Genomic DNA, 3,015 nt, shown 5'->3' on the forward strand with positions numbered 1-3,015 from the left:
GGTGGCCGGATCCGGCCACCATGCTGATGACGGCGCTGGGGCCGGGCTCGCGCCTCTGGGAGCGCGCCCCTGGGCATCCGGACGCGCTCACCGTACGGCTCGGCTCGGCCGACCAGCTGACGGCCGACGGCGGGCTGCTGCCCGCCGCGCCCGTGACGGTCGATCTGCGGCAGTGCGGCTCGCTGGGGCTCGCGGGCCCGCGGACGCGGGTGGCGGGGCTCGCCCGGTCCGTCGTGGCGCAGCTGGCGGCCCTGCACTCACCGGCCGCGCTGGAGATCGTGCTGATCAGCGGCGAGGAGCGGCTCGCGGAGTGGTCGTGGCTCGGCTGGCTGCCGCAGGTACAGCCGTTGCGCGGGCAGGACTGCCGGCTGCTGCTCGCGTACGACGTGGAGCAGGCCACGGCCCGTACGGAGGAGCTGACCCGACGGCTGGAGGACGGGCCGCTGGGCCCCGGCTGGGCGAGCGCTTCCCCGGCCGCCGCGCAGTCTGTGGCCGCACGCCACTTCGGGCCGTACACCGTGGTGGTCGTGGACGGCGCCCCCGGTCCGGGCGCGCTGCACGACACGCTCGCCCGGCTGGCGGTGAGCGGTTCCGCGGCCGGGATCCATCTGCTCTGTCTGGCCGAGGCGCCCGCCGCGTCGCCCACCTCCCCGCTGCCCATGAGCTATGAGGCCGCGCGTTCCGCGTCCGCGGCCTTCGCGGCGTGCGGGGTGGCGGCCGTGCTGAGCGGCGATGTGGCCACGGGGCTCCAGATCGTCCACGGGGACGGGACCGCGCCCGGCACGAGTGGGGTCAACGGGATCACCGGCGCGACCGGCGCCACCACGACCGTGACCGTGGACGCGGTGTCGGCGGCGTGGGCCGAGCGGTTCGCGCGGGCGCTCGCGCCCCTGCGCCCGGCCGCCTCCGCGCAGGACGGCGCGTTCGGCGGCTCCGACGGCCCGCCGACCGTCCCGCTGCCGGACTCGGCGCGACTGCTGGACGAGTTGGGGCTGGCGCGGGCCACGCCCGCTTCCCTGCTGGCCCGTTGGGCGGCCGCGGCGGACGAGGTCCCGGCGGGCGGCCGGGCGCTGGCGGTCCTCGGCGCCGGTCCGCGCGGCCCGCTCGCGGTCGATCTGGCCGCCGAGGAGGGTCCGCACGCGCTGATCGACGGCGCGGCGGGCACCGGTAAGACGGAGCTGCTGCGCTCGTTCGCCGCGTCGCTCGCGGCCGCCGAACGTCCGGACCGGCTCGAGCTCGTCCTCGTCGACGGCGCCGGGGCCGGAGCGGGCGAGGGGCTGCGGGTGTGCACGGATCTGCCGCATGTCTCGACGCATCTGTCGGCCACCGACCCGGTACGGATGCGGGAGTTCGCGCAGGCGCTCAGCTCGGAGCTCAAGCGCCGCGCCGAACTGCTGGGCCAGCGGGACTTCACCGATTGGCACGCCCGGCCCCACCACCCCGGCGACGGCGAGAGCGGCGGCGACGGCGACCGCGCCACCGGCTCGGGCAGCACCATGGGCGCCAACACGGGCGCGTCCGACCCTGGCGCGCCGGGTGCGGCCGGTGGGCCTGGTACACGCCGTGCAGGCGGTGCAGCCGGTACACCCGGTCCGGCCCGCGCAGCCGGGGCAGCCGGTGCGCCCGGCGCCAGTTCGCCCGGGGCCCCAGGTGGGATCGGCGTGCCCCGTGCAGCCGGTACGTCCAGCGCACCCGGCGCCGCTTCGCCCGGTACGTCCGGTGCAGCCGGGGCAGCCGGTGCACCCGGGGCACCGCGTTCGGCCGGGGCACCGCGTTCGCCCGGTTCACCCGGCACGTCCGGTGCACCCGGTGCACCCGGTACACCCGGCGCCAGTTCGCCCGGGGCCCCAGGTGGGATCGGCGTGCCCCGTGCAGCCGGTACGTCCAGCGCACCCGGCGCCGCTTCGCCCGGTACGTCCGGTGCAGCCGGGGCAGCCGGTGCCCCCGGGGCACCGCGTTCGGCCGGGGCACCGCGTTCGCCCGGTTCACCCGGCACGTCCGGCGCAGCCGGTACACCCGGTCCGGCCCGCGCACCCGGTGCGTCCAGCGCACCCGGCGCCACTTCGGCCGGGGCGCCGCGTTCGGCCGGTTCACCCGGTACGTCCGGCGCAGCCAGTACACCCGGTGCGGCCCGTTCAGCCGGTGCCCCCGGTACAACCGGGGCAGCCGGTGCGTCCAGCACACCCGGCGCCAGTTCGCCCGGGGCGCCGCGTTCGGCCGGTACGGCCAGTGCGGCCAGTGCGCCCGGTACGCCCGGCACACCTCGTGCCGCCCGCACGGCCGGTGCGCCCCGGGTCGTCGCCCCGCGCCCGCCCGGCGATATCGACCCGCCACCCAGCGACACCCTCCGCACGCTCAATCTGCGCGCCCAGCGCACCGCGAGCGCGCCGGCGACCCGTCCTCGCTCCCTCCTCCCCCGTCTCGTCGTGATCGTCGACGACTTCGACGCGCTGGTGGCCCCGGCCCTCGGCAGCCCGGGCCGTCCGGCGGCCGGTTCGGTCGTCCGCGCGCTGGAGGCGATCGCCCGGGACGGCGCCCGTCTCGGGGTGCATCTGGTCGTGGCGTCCGGCCGCCCGGACCGTACGGCGGACACGGTGGCCGTCGAGCGGGCCGGACTGCGGATCGCCCTGGACGCGCGCCCGCTCAACTCCGCGCACCCCGCGCATCCCTCGACCCCCGGACACCCAGCGGCCGGAAACCCCGCGGCCCCCACTCACCCCGCACACTCCGGCGAGCCCGAAAGGCCCGATACCTCCCCCGCCGCATCGATACGCTCGGTAACACCCGTTCCCACCGCCGCAGCCGCCCCGGGCGGCGGCCCGGCGCCGGGCCGTGGGCGGCTGTTCCGCCCGGATGACGCCGCCGGAACGCCGTTTCAGGCGGGCCGGGTGACCGGACGGATACCGCGCACCGCGACCCAGCGGCCCACCGTCGTGCCGCTGGAGTGGCGGCGGATGGGCGATCCGCCCGCCCGTCGGCCGCTGCGCGAGCTCGGGAACGGCCCCACCGACCTGG

The 3,015-nt window shown here is 78.2% G+C and carries 1 protein-coding gene; it reads left to right on the forward strand.

Going from position 1 to position 3,015, the window contains the following annotated elements:
- On the forward strand, positions 1–3,015 hold a 3,015-nt coding region (locus tag GWI24_RS42810), incomplete at both ends, for an FtsK/SpoIIIE domain-containing protein (protein WP_247617667.1).

Origin of the sequence: Streptomyces sp. MK37H, assembly GCF_018035285.1 — a bacterium.
Taxonomy (GTDB): Bacteria; Actinomycetota; Actinomycetes; order Streptomycetales; family Streptomycetaceae; genus Streptomyces; species Streptomyces endocoffeicus.